The 16019-nt window shown below is 61.0% G+C and carries 16 protein-coding genes; 4 read left to right on the top strand and 12 right to left on the bottom strand.

Going from position 1 to position 16019, the window contains the following annotated elements; genetic code table 11:
* Positions 1–66: 66 nt before the first annotated feature.
* Positions 67–672 (bottom strand): hypothetical protein, encoded by a 606-nt coding sequence (locus tag ACED88_RS00800; protein WP_449108467.1) that lies wholly within the window; start codon positions 670–672, stop codon positions 67–69.
* 3 nt (positions 673–675) lie between these two features.
* Positions 676–1431: a 4-hydroxy-tetrahydrodipicolinate reductase gene (dapB, locus tag ACED88_RS00795; RefSeq protein ID WP_237197216.1), complete on the bottom strand. Its 756-nt coding sequence runs from the start codon at positions 1429–1431 to the stop codon at positions 676–678.
* A gap of 338 nt (positions 1432–1769) precedes the next feature.
* On the opposite strand from dapB, the gene ACED88_RS00790 reads away from it, so the two are divergent.
* Positions 1770–3728, top strand: coding sequence for an acyltransferase family protein (locus tag ACED88_RS00790; RefSeq protein ID WP_449108466.1), 1959 nt, complete (start codon positions 1770–1772; stop codon positions 3726–3728).
* Between the two features lie 156 nt (positions 3729–3884).
* Here ACED88_RS00790 and ACED88_RS00785 read toward each other — a convergent pair whose 3' ends face one another.
* From ACED88_RS00785 to ACED88_RS00765, 5 genes are all read right to left on the bottom strand, one after another.
* A complete protein-coding gene (locus ACED88_RS00785) occupies positions 3885–4199 on the bottom strand; it encodes an endonuclease domain-containing protein (RefSeq protein WP_449108465.1) in 315 nt (104 codons plus the stop codon).
* Positions 4200–5138: 939 nt separating this feature from the next.
* On the bottom strand, positions 5139–6470 hold the full coding sequence (locus tag ACED88_RS00780) for a M16 family metallopeptidase (RefSeq protein ID WP_449108464.1): 1332 nt from the start codon (positions 6468–6470) through the stop codon (positions 5139–5141).
* A gap of 114 nt (positions 6471–6584) precedes the next feature.
* On the bottom strand, positions 6585–8813 hold the full coding sequence (locus ACED88_RS00775) for a polyribonucleotide nucleotidyltransferase (RefSeq protein WP_449108463.1): 2229 nt from the start codon (positions 8811–8813) through the stop codon (positions 6585–6587).
* A gap of 233 nt (positions 8814–9046) precedes the next feature.
* Entirely contained in the window at positions 9047–9316 is a 270-nt protein-coding gene (gene rpsO, locus ACED88_RS00770) for a 30S ribosomal protein S15 (RefSeq protein WP_135012745.1), read from the bottom strand.
* 312 nt (positions 9317–9628) lie between these two features.
* Positions 9629–9931, bottom strand: coding sequence for a hypothetical protein (locus tag ACED88_RS00765; RefSeq protein WP_237186860.1), 303 nt, complete (start codon positions 9929–9931; stop codon positions 9629–9631).
* A gap of 88 nt (positions 9932–10019) precedes the next feature.
* Here ACED88_RS00765 and ACED88_RS00760 point away from each other — a divergent pair, with 88 nt between their 5' ends.
* From ACED88_RS00760 to ACED88_RS00750, 3 genes are read left to right on the top strand one after another with little or no spacing between them, the layout of a single operon-like run.
* Entirely contained in the window at positions 10020–10502 is a 483-nt protein-coding gene (locus tag ACED88_RS00760; RefSeq protein WP_449108462.1) for an S-ribosylhomocysteine lyase, read from the top strand.
* The gene (gene mtnN, locus ACED88_RS00755; protein ID WP_449108461.1) at positions 10502–11242 is read left to right on the top strand and encodes a 5'-methylthioadenosine/S-adenosylhomocysteine nucleosidase; all 741 of its coding nucleotides are present in this window, start codon (positions 10502–10504) and stop codon (positions 11240–11242) included. The genes ACED88_RS00760 and mtnN overlap by 1 nt, the downstream gene beginning before the upstream one ends.
* A 36-nt stretch (positions 11243–11278) precedes the next feature.
* Positions 11279–12103, top strand: a complete 825-nt coding sequence (locus ACED88_RS00750) for an aldo/keto reductase (RefSeq protein ID WP_449108460.1) — start codon at positions 11279–11281, stop codon at positions 12101–12103.
* 324 nt (positions 12104–12427) lie between these two features.
* On the opposite strand, the gene ACED88_RS00745 is transcribed toward ACED88_RS00750, so the two are convergent.
* The 5 genes from ACED88_RS00745 to rbfA form a co-directional block, all read right to left on the bottom strand.
* Positions 12428–13384, bottom strand: a complete 957-nt coding sequence (locus tag ACED88_RS00745; RefSeq protein WP_449108459.1) for a bifunctional riboflavin kinase/FAD synthetase — start codon at positions 13382–13384, stop codon at positions 12428–12430.
* A gap of 81 nt (positions 13385–13465) precedes the next feature.
* On the bottom strand, positions 13466–13888 hold the full coding sequence (locus tag ACED88_RS00740; protein ID WP_449108458.1) for a hypothetical protein: 423 nt from the start codon (positions 13886–13888) through the stop codon (positions 13466–13468).
* 98 nt (positions 13889–13986) lie between these two features.
* The gene (locus tag ACED88_RS00735; protein ID WP_237692981.1) at positions 13987–14361 is read right to left on the bottom strand and encodes a hypothetical protein; all 375 of its coding nucleotides are present in this window, start codon (positions 14359–14361) and stop codon (positions 13987–13989) included.
* 12 nt (positions 14362–14373) lie between these two features.
* A complete protein-coding gene (truB, locus tag ACED88_RS00730) occupies positions 14374–15411 on the bottom strand; it encodes a tRNA pseudouridine(55) synthase TruB (protein WP_449108457.1) in 1038 nt (345 codons plus the stop codon).
* 3 nt (positions 15412–15414) lie between these two features.
* Entirely contained in the window at positions 15415–15852 is a 438-nt protein-coding gene (rbfA, locus tag ACED88_RS00725) for a 30S ribosome-binding factor RbfA (RefSeq protein WP_237198489.1), read from the bottom strand.
* Between the last annotated feature and the right edge of the window lie 167 nt (positions 15853–16019).

The following is a 16019-nucleotide window of genomic DNA, read 5'->3' as shown; positions in this document are numbered from 1 at the left end:
GGGTGGGGTGGGGTGAGTTTGCTTAAAGCTAGGTGGCTGCGCGGGGCGGACGCCTGCGGGCAGCTTCTAGACGGAGAGTTGGGCCGGGGTTTTGCCGCGGTGCAGGGCGATGGCGGTGCGCATGGCTTTGCGGGCGCGTTTTCGGTCGCCGGAGGCGTCATAGGCCAGGGAGAGATGGAACCAGTTTTTCCAGTTGGTGGGTTCGGCCTCGGTGGCTGCGGCAACCCGAGTGAACTGGGCGTCGGCGGCGGTTCGGTCGATGCGGCCGGATTCTGTGCGAGGCAGGGTATCTTCGGGTAGTTCCCCGGTTGCGGCGAGTTCTTGGCCGAGCACCTGGGTGCGGGAGCCGAAGATAATTTCGCGGACCATGGCCCAGGCTCCCAGGACAGGTAGCACGATGAGAGCCCCGCCCAATAGTGCGCCCAGGGTTCCGGCGTTCTGCAGGAAGATGAAGCCCCTCTGAACGGTCAGCACCAGGTAGAGGCTCAGGGCTACCGTGACGAGGGCGGCGAAGGCGCGCCCCCGCCCACCGGCGTCCACCGCGATGAAGACCGCGCAGAACACCCCTACTGCCAGCAGGAAGAGGCGGGTGCCCAGGGGTAGGGGCAAAATCAGTACGGTGAGGACTGCCAGGGTAATTGCCCCGGCGGTAAAGGCGCGCAGCGAGGTCATTGGCTAGTCCAGGTTGAGGTAGCGGTCAAGGCCCACGGTGAGGCCGGGGTGCTGCTCAACCTGGCGGACGCCGAGCAGGACGCCGGGCATGAAGCTGGTGCGGTCAAAGGAGTCGTGGCGGATGACCAGCTGCTGGCCGGCGTCGCCCAGCAGGATTTCCTGGTGGGCGGTCAGGCCGCGCAGGCGGACGGCGTGCACGTTAACCCCGGCCACCTTGGCGCCGCGCGAGCCGCCCTCATCGGTTTCGGTAGCGTCGGGTGAGGCGGGCACACCGGCTTCGGCGCGGGCTGCTGCAATTTTGTGAGCGGTGTGGACGGCGGTACCCGAGGGGGCATCCACCTTGTTGGGGTGGTGCATCTCGATGACCTCAACCGATTCAAAGAACTTAGCGGCCTTAGCTGCGAACTCGGTGGCCAGGATAGAACCGATGGCGAAGTTGGGGGCAATCAGCACGCCCACCCGGGGGTGCTCGGCGAGCAGGGCTTCAAGGGAAGCCAGGCGCTCTTCGTTCCAGCCGGTGGTGCCAACCACCGCGTGGATGCCGTGCTCAACAGCGAAGCGTACGTTCGCCTCGGTTGCTGAGGGAACGGTCAGGTCGATCATGACGTCGGCGCCGTATTCAACGAGCAGGTCCAGGGAGTCCCCGTTGCCCAGGGCGGCTACCAGATCCATGTCTTCTGCGGTGTTGACCGCTTTCACTGCCTCTGACCCCATACGACCGGCAGCGCCTACAACAGCGACCTTCCAAATCTTGCTCATGCCTCTATATACCCCTTAGATAGTCGTTAGCTTGGGTGCCGAGCGGCACCTGGCGGGTACTCGCTCACGCGCACAGCACCGGCTGGCGCAGGTATCGCATCAACAAGCCACATCACACTACTCTAGCGAACGGGGTAGCCTCGCTGCACGCTCTGCCGCACCCAAGCGTCCTTTCACCTGCGCTAATACCCGAAAGTAGGCGGGGGTATTTCAGCATCCGAAACCGCCTTCGGCCCGTTGAGTGCTAAAAGACCCGGCGGGTGCGACACAAGATAAGCCTGCCAGCTCTTACACTAGAAAGGTGCGCCTGCACCCCAGCTCACCAACCCAAGGGAACTATGAAAGACGATCACGTTTTTTACTCTGCCGTGCACCCCCACGAGGGGCAGCGACGCTTTGTCCTGCGCGGTCTCGACGGCGTACGCGCTATCGCGGTGCTGCTGGTGCTGGTGTACCATTTCTGGCCCCAGTACCTGCCCGGGGGCATGATTGGCGTTGATATTTTCTTCGTTATCTCGGGTTATCTGATTACTGCCCTACTACTGCGCGAGGGTGCCTACACCGGCAAGATGGATATCGTTTCTTTCTGGGTGCGGCGTCTGCGCCGCCTGGTGCCGGCTTTTGCCCTGCTGACCCTGGTAGTAGGTTCTTTGGCCCTGCTCGTGGGCGGCGACGCGCAGGTCGGCCTGGGCCGTCAGATTCTCGGTGCTTTTACCTATTCGTCGAACTGGCTGCTGATCTGGGCCGGTAACGACTATTTCACGCAGACCTCCCCTGAGCTCATGACCAATTTCTGGTCACTGGCGGTTGAAGAGCAGTTCTACCTGTTCTGGCCCGTGGTGATGGTCTTTGTCTTTATGTTTACCGCTAAGTGGTGGCAGCGAGCTCTGGTTCCTGGCGTTTTGGGCGCCCTGTCGCTGCTGGCTGCGGTCGTACTGGGGCTATTGGGTGCCTCTAGCACCCGCCTCTACTACGGCACCGATACCCACCTCTACGGGCTCATGCTGGGCGTGCTACTGGCCATGATGATTCCCTGGTCCATGTACCCGCCCGTTGATGACCGCCTCTACCCCCTGGTCGGCTACGGCAACGGTATCTGGGGCTGGCTGCGTCAGCTGGTCGGCTGGGTGAGCCTGGTCGCCGTCATTCCCTTTGCACTCACCCTTTCAGACCACAGCTCCTGGCTCATGCCCTGGGGCCTGCTGGTGGGCTCTCTTTTGGGTATGGGCATTATTCAGGCCCTGCTTCCGGACGTCCGCGGCGGCACCTCCGGGCTCTTTCGGGGCCTGCTGTCCCTAGCTCCCCTGCGCTGGATCGGCCAGCGCTCCTACGGTATCTACCTCTGGCATTGGCCCCTGATGGTGCTCGCCCACTACACCTTTGGCGCGGCGCGCTCCCCCTGGGTGAACGTCGGTGTGCTGTTCTTGACCCTGATTGTTGCAGGTCTGTCCTACATGTATGTGGAGCAGCCTGTTCGTCATCTGGGTTTCCGCGGGGCACTATCAGCCTGGTTCTCAGCCATGGTGGCACCGACTGGCCGGGCCCTGCCGGTGGGCGCAGCCGTCCTTGCCGGTGTAACCCTCATTTCCACTGTTTTTGCAGTGCGTACCGCACCTGCCATGACCCAGGCTGAAGCCGTGGTGGCAGCCGGTGCCAACTACGCGCAGGCGTCCGCGCCTGCACCCCAGCCGACTACCGCATCAGCTGCTCCCAGCTCTTCTGTCAGCCCCAGCGCCTCGGCTGAACCGACTGAAAGCGCCAGCCCCTCCCCTAGTTCATCCATCGCGCCGTCTGCCGCCGTTGATGGTTCCCAGGTGACGATTGTGGGTGACTCGGTCACGCTGGCTTCTTCGATTGCCCTGGGCGAGGCTATGCCCCAGGCCCTGGTCAATGCGGAAGTTTCCCGTACTAGCTCCGCTGCCCTGCCCATTATTGAGCAGCTGGTAGATTCGGGGCAGATGCGTGAGGTACTTGTACTGTCGGTAACCGCCAACTCTACTTTCACCGTAGATCAGCTAGAACAGCTCAAGGCATCAGTGTCGCCTAACGGGGAGCGCAAGATTGTGCTGGTGACCGGCGTTGGCCCGGCAAACCTGACCTGGATTGAGCCCTCTAACCAGGTGATTCGCGAGTTCGCGGCGCAGAACCCCGATACGGTCTTTATTGCCGACTGGCAGGCAGCGGCCAAGGGCCACCCCGAGTACCTGGTCTCCGACGGCGTGCACCCGCAAAACGAGGGCCTGACCGTCTACGCCCAGACCGTCAAGGACGCGGTGGCGAAGGCGCTGGCGGGGTAAGGTCGTTGCAGGGCCGGGCCGTCAGGTCTGTGCCGTGTCACGGGCTGTTCCCCGGCTCCCGGCGTCCTTCCCGCGTTTGCCCGCTTTTCCCCTCACTTTGTACCACGTGCTGCCCAGATTTAGCCCCAAATGTGAGCAGGGCGCGGTACAAAGTAGCTAGAGCGGTGCCCCTCTGCGCAGTTCAAGCATTGCAGCAATTTCACTGGCTACCTGCTCCGGATGGTTTCTCACCTGCGCCCAGCTATACCGAAGAACAATCCAGCCCTGATTCTGCAGCTGTTTCTCACGCCTGCGCTCTGACATAACAGCCCGATCGGTAGGCCCGTAGTCCGTGTATTTGATGTGGCCGTCAAACTCAACGATGACCTTCTCATCCTCGTACAGAAAATCAGGTCTATATACCCTACCTCCAACCACTACGTTTACTTGCTGTGCAGGTCTCGGTAGACCACCGTCAATAATTGCGATCAATAGAAGAGTTTCACCGGGGCTTTCGCACAGGCTACTGAGATACGGAAGTATAGCCCGCGCTCGGCGTGCTCCCCGGCCTTTGAGCCTATACAGCCGCTCTTCTACAGCTTCACTCGTTGTAAGTTGCCGATTCAAAGCCGAGTTGATAATGCACACCGATTCGCTCAGCTCCAGGTATCTCGCACAGTCATCGAGTGTCTGTAGCAGGCTAGTTGCTCGCACTGTTCCTGATATGTATGCGATAGGCACAGAAGGTTTTACAGTGTAATGCTTGATGATTCCTTGAGCGCGGCCTCGAGTATTCGAGCCAGCCAGGATATCGACCAGGTTCTCTGAAGCAATGACGCTAAGGCCATGGAGCCAGGCAGCGCTCCTGTGGCTGAAGATAGCATCAGGGTTCTGTTTTGCATAGGCAGCTATGGCGTAGGGGTATCGCTCGGCTGGTCGCAGAGAGTTATAGATAGAGCTTGGGCAGAATATGCCGGGGCGTAATTGCACGAGCTCGCCGCGGTGCATTTTGCGTGTGATGGTGGAGTTGCATAGGCCGGCGGCTACAAGTTCGGCACGGGTGGAAACGAAGGTTAGAGGTTCAGCGATCCGCATAGGGTGAGTTTGGCTCACCGTGTCTGAGGTTTTCTACCATACGGCAGCTTGTGGATAGCAGATAGGAATCTTGTGCCTAGCCAGGGGTCTTTGGGTCGTTCTTTTGGTGCAGTGAAGACGCTTTGTTTCGCCTTCTATCCACAGGGGTTGACCAGCTGTCGTTTACTCGCTTCGGGGAGGGGCCCCGTCCGCCTGCTCTGCTTTCCCTCACTTTGTACCACGTGCTGCCCAGATTTAGCCCCGAAAGTGGGCAGGGCACGGTACAAAGCGGTGAGCTACCCGTAGAGAGCGCAAAAAGAAGGACGCCCGCAGATAAGCAGGCGCCCTCCCTAAAGTTTATTTGACGATGGTCGTGACCCACTCCTGGTCTGCCAGGTAGCGGGCCAGGTCATTGACCTGGTCGGCGGTTACTGACCGAACCCCATCGAGCAGTTCATCGATCGAGAGGAACTTACCCGAGTCCAGTTCTGCCCGGCCCAGGCGGCTCATGCGGGATCCGGCGTCCTCGCTTCCTAGAACGGTAGAACCTCCCAGCTGCCCTACGACCTTGTCAAGTTCTTCCTGCGTGATACCGTCGCGTACAAACTCATCAAAAGTAGAGCGCATAAGCTCGGTAACCTGCTCTGCCTTGGAAGGGAGACAACCAGCGTACATACCGAAGTAGCCGGCGTCTGAGTAGGATCCGGTAAAGGAGAAGGTGGAGTAGGCAAGGCCCCGCTTTTCGCGGATTTCCTGGAAGAGGCGGGACGACATACCCCCGCCCAGGGCGGAGTTGAGCACGCTCATGGCGTAGCGGCGCTCGTCGCCGGCGATGAGGCCGGGGCAGCCCATCACGATGTTGGTCTGCTCAAAACCCTTTTCGAGGGTTTTTTCGCGGGCACCGGGCACGATGTTGCTCTGTTGGCGGACGCGGCGTGGGGCAGGTAGGGCCCCTTCGGTGAGGTCCCAGCCGCGGTTGGCTAGGGACTCAAGCACCAGGTTGACGATTTCGGTGTGGTTGAGGCTGCCTGCTGCTGAGATGACCAGGCGGTCGGGGGTGTAGAACTTCTTGTAGTGTTCCCAGACCTTGTCGCGGGCAACGTCGGTGATTTCCTGCGGGGTGCCGCCGATGGGGCGGCCCAGCGGGTTGTTGCCCATAAGCTGTTCGATGAAGGATTCAAAGGCGACGTCGGTGGGGTCGTCCTGATCCATGGCAATTTCTTCGAGGATGACGCCGCGTTCCTGTTCCAGTAGGGCAGGGTCGAGCTTGGCGCCGGTGACCATGTCGGCGATGACGTCGATAGCCATGGGGGTGTCTTCGTCGAGCACACGGGCGTAGTAGCAGGTGTGCTCCTTGGCGGTGAGGGCGTTGGATTCGCCGCCTACCCTATCAAAGGCGTGGGCGATGTCGAGGGCGGTGCGGTTTTCGGTGCCCTTGAAGAGCAGGTGTTCGAGGAAGTGGGTGGAGCCTAGCATGCCGGGCTGTTCGTCGCGGGAGCCTACCCCGACCCAGAAACCTATGGAGACGCTGCGTTGGGAGGGCATGCGTTCGGTGATGACGCGGACGCCGCCAGGCAGTACGGAACGGCGCACTTCGTTGCCTCCCCCACCGGCGTAGATGAGACGGCCGGTGCGGTAGTTGAGCTCGTCGGTGAGGTCAGCGGTTTCAAGGGGTAGAAGGACGGGCATATCAGTCAGGTCTTTCTGATGGGGAAAGTAAGAAATTGAACGAGTAAGAGGGGGCAGACACCCGGTGTCTGCCCCCTCTATCTGCTTCGTACGGTAGAAGCTACGGAGCGGTCATTACTCTTCGTCGCCGCTCTCTTCGCCTTCGGCTACGACGGGTACCAGTGACAGCTTGCCGCGGTCGTCGATCTTGGAGATCTCGACCTGGACCTTCTGGCCTACGCCGACGACGTCCTCGACGTCGTCTACGCGCTTGCCGTCGTTGAGCTTGCGCAGCTCGGAGATATGCAGCAGGCCGTCCTTACCGGGGGTCAGTGAGACGAAGGCACCGAAGGTGGTGGTCTTCACGACGGTACCCAGATAGCGTTCGCCGACCTCGGGAACCTGCGGGTTAGCAATCGCGTTGATTGCTGCGCGGGCTGCCTCTGCGGAGGGGCCGTCGGTAGCGCCGATGTAGACGGTGCCGTCGTCCTCGATGGAGATGTCAGTACCGGTGTCTTCCTGGATCTGGTTAATCATCTTGCCCTTGGGGCCGATGACCTCACCGATCTTGGCAACGGGTACCTGAACGGAGATGACGCGGGGTGCGTAGTCGCTCATCTCGTCGGGAGCGTCGATTGCTGCATTGATGACCTCGAGGATGTGCAGGCGGGCTTCACGTGCCTGGGTCAGGGCGCCTGCCAGGACGGAGGCGGGGATGCCGTCGAGCTTGGTGTCCAGCTGGATAGCGGTGACGAACTCGGAGGTACCTGCGACCTTGAAGTCCATATCACCCAGGGCATCCTCAGCACCAAGAATGTCGGTCAGGGCTGCGTAACGGGTTTCACCGTTGACCTCGTCGGAGACAAGACCCATGGCGATACCGGCGACGGGGGCGCGCAGGGGCACACCGGCGTTCAGCAGGGAGAGGGTTGAGGCACAAACGGAACCCATGGAGGTTGAACCGTTGGAGCCCAGGGCCTCTGAAACCTGGCGGATTGCGTAGGGGAATTCCTCGCGTGAGGGCAGAATCGGGGTGATTGCGCGCTCGGCGAGAGCACCGTGACCGATTTCGCGGCGCTTGGGTGAGCCAACGCGGCCGGTTTCGCCGGTTGAGTAGGGCGGGAAGTTGTAGTGGTGGATGTAGCGCTTGGACTTGACCGGGTAGAGGGAGTCCAGCTGCTGCTCCATCTTGAGCATGTTGAGGGTGGTAACGCCCATGATCTGGGTTTCGCCACGCTCGAAGATAGCGGAGCCGTGGACGCGGGGCAGAACCTCAACCTCAGCGGTGAGCTGGCGGATGTCGGTTAGACCGCGGCCGTCAATACGAACCTGGTCGGTGAGGATGCGCTGACGCACAACGTGCTTGGTCAGGGCGTTGAAGGCTGCGTTAACTTCGTCTTCGCGGCCCTCGAATTCCTTGCCTTCTGTGGCCAGGGTTTCAACGATTTCCTGCTGCAGGTCAGCGGACGCGGTTTCGCGGTCCTGCTTACCGGCGATGGAGTAGACCTCAACGATCTTGGGCTCGAAAGCCTTGACTGCTTGGTCAATTTCTGCGGCGCGTTCACCGAAGATGGGCAGTTCCAGGGCGGGCTTGCCAGCGCGCTCGGCCAGGTCAGCCTGGGCCTTGCAAAGGGCAGCGATGAAGGGCTTGGCGGCTTCGAGGCCTTCAGCAACAACTTCTTCGGTCGGGGCGGTGGCGCCGTCTTCCTTGATGAGCTTCCAGGAGTTATCGGTAGCTTCCGCCTCAACCATCATGATGGCGACGTCTTCGGTACCGTCTGCCTTGGTCACAACGCGACCGGCTACAGCCATATCGAAGACAGCGTTCTCAAGCTGGGAGTGCTTGGGGAAGGCAACCCACTGGCCGTCAATCAGGGCGACGCGGACGCCGCCGACGGGGCCAGCGAAAGGGGCACCTGACAGGGTGGTGGAGCAGGATGCTGCATTGATTGCGACGGTGTTGTAGATTTCGTCGGGCTCGATGGTGAGCACGGTGACAACGACCTGCACCTCGTTGCGGATGCCCTTCTTGAAGGCAGGACGCAGGGGGCGGTCAATCAGACGCGCAGCCAGGATCGCTTCGGTTGAGGGGCGGCCTTCACGGCGGAAGAAGGAGCCGGGGATTTTGCCGGCTGCGTACATGCGCTCTTCAACGTCTACGGTCAGGGGGAAGAAGTCGAAGCCGTCACGGGGGCTCTTACCAATTGCGGTGGCGGAGAGCAGGGTGGTGTCGTCGTCGATGGTGACCAGGGCAGAGCCTGCGGCCTGCTTGGCCAGGCGGCCGGTTTCGAAGCGTACTACGCGCTTACCGAACTTGCCGTTGTCAATGATTGCTTCTGCAAACTGAATTTCGGGACCTTCCAAGGTTCCTCCATTTCTCTTGTCTGCGCCGCGCCTTCGGTCATCGATTGAGGCTCACAGACCCCGCCTGTGGGGCTTTCTGTAAACCGCTACCGAGGACCGTCAAAGCACGCGGCGACTTAGTTCTATTCTTGGGTGGTAGGTGTGGGTGAGGGCGTCACCGTCAGCCACTGGCTCCCGGCAAGGCAGCCGGATGCGTAGCTTGGGGTGTCGCCCTCACGCTCACAAACCTGGTGTTATCGGCGGATACCGAGACGCTCGATGAGGGCGCGGTAACGCTCGATGTCGACGCTCTTGAGGTAGCCGAGCAGGTTGCGGCGGCGACCAACGAGAATCATCAGACCACGACGTGAGTGGTGGTCGTGCTTGTGGAACTTGAGGTGTTCGGTCAGGTCGGTGATACGACGAGTCAGAACTGCAACCTGAACCTCGGGTGAACCGGTGTCACCTTCGTGGGTTGCGTATTCCTTCATGATTTCCTGCTTGATCTTGGGATCAAGAGCCATGGGTTAACTCCTAGAGTTAGTGCCGTGTGCGGCCCGGTCAACATTTTTGCTGCCGGGTGGAGAGCCAAGGACGCCGGTGGGCGGCTTGGCCGCTGCAGGTAACTGCCACGGACTGCAGTCACATGCATAGTCAACTCTACAGTACAAGCCAGCTACCGGGAAGAGAGGCCCCGGTGGTAGCTTGCTCACCTGCATCGCTCTCTTGGCCGTGCCCGCAACACCAGTTTGTACCGCGCGCGGCCCATTTTTAGTACCGTTTGCGGGCAGGGCGTGGTACAAACCTGGTCAAGCCGGCAGGGAGGGCTCCCCGTGCTACTTCTTTTCGCGGCCGAAGGCCAGGGAAGCGAGCGCGGTAGCACCGGTAACGGCGCACACAGCGGGCCAGGGGCCAATCTTCTTGTGCAGGGCGTGGGAGTAGCCGAAGGCGCCGAGGTAGACGGCGGTGAGGGCGGCGGCGGTGCCGGTTCCCGCGTTCTTCTTCCAGCCGGCAAAGGCAGCAGCGCCGCCAGCGGCTAGGGCGACCCCGCCCAGGGCGCGGACGTTTGTAACACGGGCAACCTTGTAGCCGCCCATTAGGCCGGCTGAGGCAGCAGCGGTGGGAATCAGTACGTTCATGGAAGTACTCCAATCGTTCGTGAACACTTATGTCTTAGCCTACTCCTCCAGCTAGCGCGAGTTCCCTAAGTACGAGAGAATAGTAAGCATGCAAATCACTGAGAATTTTGAGAAGCAGAAGACTAATGTTGAGTCTTTCGACCTGGATCATACCGCTGTGGCGGCCCCCTACGTGCGCGTAGCTGACCGTAAGACCCTGCCGGGTGGGGACGTCCTGATTAAGTACGATGTGCGTTTCACCCAGCCGAACAAGGGGCACCTGGGCATGAAGGCGGTTCACTCGATTGAGCACATGACCGCCCACCACATGCGCAATCACACCGACGCTCTGATTGACTTCTCCCCCATGGGCTGCCAGACCGGTTTCTACGCCCTGACCATGGGTGTTGAGCCTGCCGATTTTATGCAGATTCTTGAGGCTACGATGAATGACCTGCTGCAGGCTGATGAGGTTCCGGCCGCTAACGAGGTTCAGTGCGGTTGGGGTGCTAACCACTCGCTCGACGAGGCCCAGGCTGCGGTTCGTGTTTTCCTCGAGAAGAAGGACGAGTGGGAGCAGGTGATGGCCTAGTGTCGGCTTTTGCTCTTCCTGGCGGCTTTGATAACGCCGCTATCGTGCAGGTAGCCATGGACGAAGAGGCTGCCCCCTTCCTCGCTAAGACCGAGCCGGTCGGTGAGGCCTACGCCCTGGGTGCGGCCCTCTTCTACCCCCGGGTGCTTGCCACCGGCACTGACGAGCTGAAGATTCTGCTGGTGCGCTCAAAGATTGGCCTGGTCAATGCCGCCACGGCCCTGTCTGTTGCCCTGGCGCTGGTGCCTACCCCGCGCGTCATTGTGTCTGCCGGTACCGCCGGCGGCCTGCGCGCCGACGTAAATGTGGGCGACCTGGCTATCGGCACCGACTACACCTACACGGACGCGGACGCCACCGCCTTCGGCTACGAGTTCGGGCAGGTTCCCGGCATGCCCGCAACCTACGCCACCGACCCGGTGCTGGTTGAGAAGGCCCGCGCTGCCGCAGCGGCCTACGCCGGTGAAGGTAGCGCCCTCTTTGGGCAGATGCTGGCCGGTGGGTCTTTTGTTACCGCCCACAACGTCAAAGACACCCGTCAGCTCTTCCCCCAAGCGCTTTCCACCGATATGGAAACCACCGCCCTGGCCCAGATTAGCTCCAGTCGCTCTCTGCCCTTTATCGCGGTACGCGGTATCTCTGACCTCTGCGGCCCGGCGGCCGACCAGGACTTCCACATGGACGCCCCCATCGTGGCCGAACGAAGCGCCACCCTGGTGCTTGACCTGCTCAGCCGCTAACGGGCGTCCACCCCACTCCACCCGAGAGGAAAACCAATGCAAAACCATACCCTGCGCGACGGCACCTCTATCCCTCCCCTAGGGCTAGGTACCTACCCGCTCAATAACGTAGATGCCGAAATCGCTGTCTCTGAAGCCATCGCCCGCGGCTACCGCTTAATCGACACTGCGGTGAACTACGAGAACGAAGTGGGCGTTGCCCGCGGCGTGCTACGCTCAGGCACCCCGCGCGATGAAATCTTCGTGCAGTCCAAGCTGCCGGGGCGCGACCACGGCTACGATACCGCCCTCCGTTCCCTCGAAGGCACCCTCAGCCGTATGGGTTTCGACTACCTGGATGCCTACCTAATCCACTGGCCTAACCCCTCCCAGGGCCTCTACGTCGATACCTGGCGGGCACTTATCAAGGCCCAGGAAGAAGGGCTGGTCAAGTCCATTGGCGTCTCCAACTTCCTGCCCGAGCACATCGACCGTCTGATTGAAGAAACCGGTGTCACCCCCGCCATCAACCAGATTGAGCTGCACCCCTACTCCCAAAAGCAGGACTGGGCCGCCTATAACTTCGACCACGCCATTTTGACCCAGTGCTGGTCGCCCCTGGGCCGCAAGACCGACCTGCTTAAGGACGCTGCCCTCGAAACTATCGCCGCTGAGGCCGGTAAGACCGTGGCCCAGGTTATCCTGCGTTGGGAGGTCCAGAAGAACCTGGTGCCCCTGCCCAAGAGTTCTCAGGCCCTGCGCATGGAAGAAAACCTGGCGGTCTTCGACTGGGAACTCACCGAGGAGCAGGTCGCCCGCATCGATGCGCTCGAAGCAGGTGTGGGCCGCGGCTTTGACCCGAATACCCACGAAGAGATGTAGGAGAAGGCGGAGGGCGACAAGCACACTTATGTTGAAGCTGGTTCGGCAGGCTCACAGCGAAGCTGTTGGCTCGGGGCTGGCGTGAATCGCCGGTGATGAGCACCGAGATTCCGAGCGCGCGAGGAAAATAAATCTCGGTGCGAATCTGGCGAGCTTGCGAGCCAGCTAGCGAACCGGCGAGAGGGTCGGCAGCGAGCGTGAGCCTGCCGAGCACCCTCCTCTTAGCCCAGCAAGGTAAGTGAGTATGAGCCTGCCGCGCTCATTATCTCTCATAGAAAAGTTCCCGGAATAAGAGTTCTTATTCCGGGAACTTTTCTCTGTACTCTAGCTGATGCCGAGGATGGTTTTGGCCTTTTCAACGTCGGCGTGCATCTGCTCAATCAGCGCCTCGACGCCGGTGTAGGCGACCATGCCGCGCAGGTAGTCGACGAATTCGAGGGTGACGTGTTGCCCGTAGAGGTTGAAGTCTTCCACCTTTTCTTCGGGGCGGCCGATCACGTGGGCTTCGACCTGGCGGGTGGTGATGCCCTCGAAGGTGGGGTTGGTGCCCACCGAAACGGCAACGGGGTGGCGGGTGCCTGCCTCGTCAATCAGCCAGCCTGCATACACTCCGTCGCCGGGAACCAGGCCGACCGAGTCAACATCCATGTTGGCTGTGGGGAAGCCCAGTTCGCGGCCGCGGGCAGCTCCGTGCACCACTTCACCGCTCATGTAGTGGTTACGGCCCAGAATTGAGGCAGCGTCAGCGACCCTGCCCTCAGCTAGGAGCTGACGGATAGAGGTGGATGAGCAGCGGCGGTCATCGTGGGCGAGCAGGTCTTCAACCACTAGCACTTCAAAACCGTACTTTTGGCCAAGCTCTTTCATGGTGTTCAGATCGCCGGAGTTCTTGGTGCCAAAGCGCACGTCATCGCCAATAACCACGAACTTTACCTTGAGAGCGTCAACGAAAGTACGTTTGACAAATTCTTCGGGGGTTTGGGCGGCAAAGGCAAGGTTGTAGTGAAGAAGCAGGTAGTAGTCGACGCCGAGGTCGGCAAGGATCTGCTGGCGGCCGTCCTGCCCCATAATTTCAATATGCACCCCGGCTGGCCCGTGGACGCGGGCGGGGTGGGGGTCGAAGGACACAGCAACGGATGACAGGCCATGGACCCGGGCAGTATTGACCAGGGTGGAGAGCACTTTTTGGTGGCCGATGTGTACGCCATCGAAGTTGCCGATGGTGACCACGGTGGGGCCGAAGTCGGCGGGGATCTGGGCGAGATCGGTAAAGCGCTTCACGGTGCTCCTCGGTTGGGTTGCTTCGTGTCTATACTACGCGTATTTGGGGGCTTCTGCTGAGGGGCGGACGGACGCGGGCCCCTAGCGGGTGCGGGCAGGGCGGGTTTTGTTGAGCCACCAGAGGCCCACCATTGGGAGAACCAAGGGGATATAGCCGTAGCCGGAGCCGAAGTGAGACCAAACGGAGGCCAGTTCAAAGTGCTGAGGTTGCAGGTAGGAGAAGACGCCAATCAGGAGCACACCCGCCATTTCGATACCGACAGCAAGCAGCGAGACCTTCCATGCCCCCTCCCCCTTCTTGGCCAGGGCGATAGTGGCGACCAGGTAGATGAGGGCTGAGAGAGCTGACAGGCTGATGGAGAGCGGGGCTTCGTCGAACTTGCGGATGACCTGGTAGAGGGCCCGGGCCCCGGCCGACAGGGTGAAGACCCCGTAGATCACCACGAGCAGGCGGCCGAAGCCGCTGTTCTTCGTAGCGGCAGCTTTGTTCTGTGTTTGCTCCATTGTCTTCTTCTATCTCCCATGCAATGTTGATGCTGCTCGTATTGGCGTTTCTGGCCTTGAGCGCAGGGCGTGCGCTTACGTGTCTCTGCCAAACCGCCCTAATAGTAGTACCAGAGCATATTCATGCGGTGCACCATAATGATCAGCACCGGCCCGGTTAACCCTAGTACCAGGGTTGACCAGCGGGTGCGTTCGGCCAGGGACCAGATGAAGGTTCCTACTGGAATGATCATGGCGGTGAGCAGATATCCGTAGTATTCGAGCCAGTCGCCACTAGGCCCGTCGGTGAGGGTCTGCATAATGATGGAGCCAACCAGGTAAACAATCAGGAAGGCTTCAAGAACGATGACTGATCCCTGTGACCAGTCATCGGGGGCAGCACCGCGGAGGAATCTGGTGAGGCAGATCAGAAAAGAGGCGGTACCGAGGGCAAGGCTAATCCAGAACCAGAGGTCGAGTCCGGCGATCATCATGGTGTGGGGCTCCTAGAAGGTTCGACCGGCTTCGAAGACCAGCACGGGGGCGGCGACGTTTTCGCGGCGGAAGCGGGTGTTTTCGATGAGGGCTACGAGGGTACCGTCCGGGGCGAAGGCTGCGCTAATGCCGTCGGTGGTGGGTTTGTCGTGCCCGCCGGTGGAGCCGGTTGTGCGGCTGGGGCTAGCTGGCGCGCTGCCTTCAGTAGGGCTGATACGGCGGCCGTTGGCAAGGTCGGTTGCTTCGGCTGCGGTGAGCTGACGGACCTCAAAGAGACGGCGGGCTGCTTCTTCGATGGGCAGTAGCGGGGCTGGTTGTTCTGATTCCCGCCCAGCGATGAGTTCGTCGAGGGTGTGAGCGTCTTCGGCGCGGATGTCGCCGATGGCGGTGCGGCGCAGGGCAGTAAGATGGGCGCCGGTTCCAAGGGCGGCACCCAGGTCGCGGGCTAGGGCCCGGATGTAGGTACCTGCTGAACACACAACGGTAACGTCGAGGTCGAGGACGTCGGCGCTCACCTCTTCGTCACCTAGCTGGTAGCTAGCGGTGGTGGGGCGCATTTCGTGCAGATCGAAAGAGTGCACAGTGATGGGGCGGGCTTCAAGTTCGACGTCTTCCCCTGAGCGCACGCGGGCGTAGGACCGCACCCCGTTCACTTTGATAGCCGAGACAGCAGAGGGTACCTGCATGATATCGCCGGTCAGCTCGGCGATGTGCCGCCTGATGGCGTCCTCGCTCACGGCCGCTAGCGTACCCTCTTGAGCAATAGCGGTGGCATCGCCGTCCGCGTCGTCGGTGAGGGTGGAGACGCCAAGACGAATTGTGGCGGTGTAGGTTTTGGTCTCCCCCACCACCCAGGTAAGTAGGCGGGTTGCCTTATTGATGCCAAGAATAAGCACCCCCGTGGCCATGGGGTCGAGGGTTCCAGCGTGCCCGACTTTGCGGGTGCCAGCAATCCACCGCATCTTGGAAACCACATCGTGGCTGGTCAATCCGGCGGGTTTATCAACAACGATCAGGCCCGAGGGCCCGGTGGGTGCTTTCTTGGCCACGGTTTAGGCTTCGTCTTCCTCAGTCTCAGTGTTCTTGTAGGCGTCCTCGCCACCGGCGTATTCGGCGCCTTCACGGGCAGCAGCCAGTTCGGCGTCGCGTTCCTTGGTCTTGCGCAGCAAGTCTTCGATGTGGGCTGCGTTGACGGGAACTTCGTCGGGCACAAAGGTGAGGGTGGGGGTCAAACGCGCGGTAATGTTCTTGCCAACTTCTGAGCGCAGGATGCCCTTGGCTGATTCGAGGGCAGCCTTGGTGGATGCCTGCTCTTCTTCGGAGCCGAAGACGGTGTAGTAGATGGTGGCGTGCTGCAGGTCGTTGGTGACGCGGGCGTCGGTGACGGTGATGAAGCCGAGGCGGGGGTCCTTGATGCGGCGTTCAAGGGCCTGGGCAACGATGACCTTGATGCGGTCTGCTAGGCGGGCGGCGCGTGCCGGATCTGCCATGATGTTCTCCTTCTCTAGAGAGGTGTCTATGTTTAAGTGTAAAGGCACCCTAGGGTTCGCGGCGAAGCTGCTATCTTGGCGGCTGGCGCGAATCCTAGGGTGCTTTTGAAGAGCTAGGTTGCTTACCCAGTAGGTCTACGGGGCTGAATACCCCAGATCCGGCTGGC

Source organism: Rothia sp. 11273D007AR, from assembly GCF_053547255.1.
Note: the sequence above shows the minus strand (reverse complement) of the source record. Positions and strands in the feature narration are given on the sequence as shown.